1 pseudogene is annotated in these 403 nt (G+C 57.8%); it reads left to right on the top strand.

The features are described from left to right. Positions 1 to 403: pseudogene (locus HFC70_RS26580) on the top strand (sulfite reductase subunit beta); the annotation flags it as partial.

Raw genomic sequence — 403 nt, 5'->3', positions numbered from 1 at the left:
CAGCTGCACGCGGAAGCGTACGAGTGGGCGAAGAAGATTTCTGAGCATCTGTTGCCTCGTACCCGCGCGTATGCGGAGATCTGGCTCGACCAGGAAAAAGTCGCCACTACTGATGAAGAACCGATCCTCGGCCAGACCTACCTGCCGCGTAAATTCAAAACCACGGTAGTGATCCCGCCACAGAACGATATCGATCTGCACGCCAACGACATGAACTTCGTGGCGATCGCCGAAAACGGCAAGCTGGTGGGCTTTAACCTGTTGGTGGGCGGTGGGCTTTCCATCGAACACGGCAACAAGAAAACCTACGCCCGCACCGCGAGTGAGTTTGGCTATCTGCCGCTGGAGCATACGCTGGCGGTGGCCGAAGCCGTCGTGACAACTCAGCGTGACTGGGGTAACC

Source organism: Agrobacterium sp. a22-2, assembly GCF_012276985.1.
In the GTDB taxonomy this organism is placed as follows: domain Bacteria; phylum Pseudomonadota; class Alphaproteobacteria; order Rhizobiales; family Rhizobiaceae; genus Allorhizobium.
The sequence above is the reverse complement of the archived record's forward strand: the minus strand, read 5'-3'. Positions and strand labels throughout refer to the sequence as shown.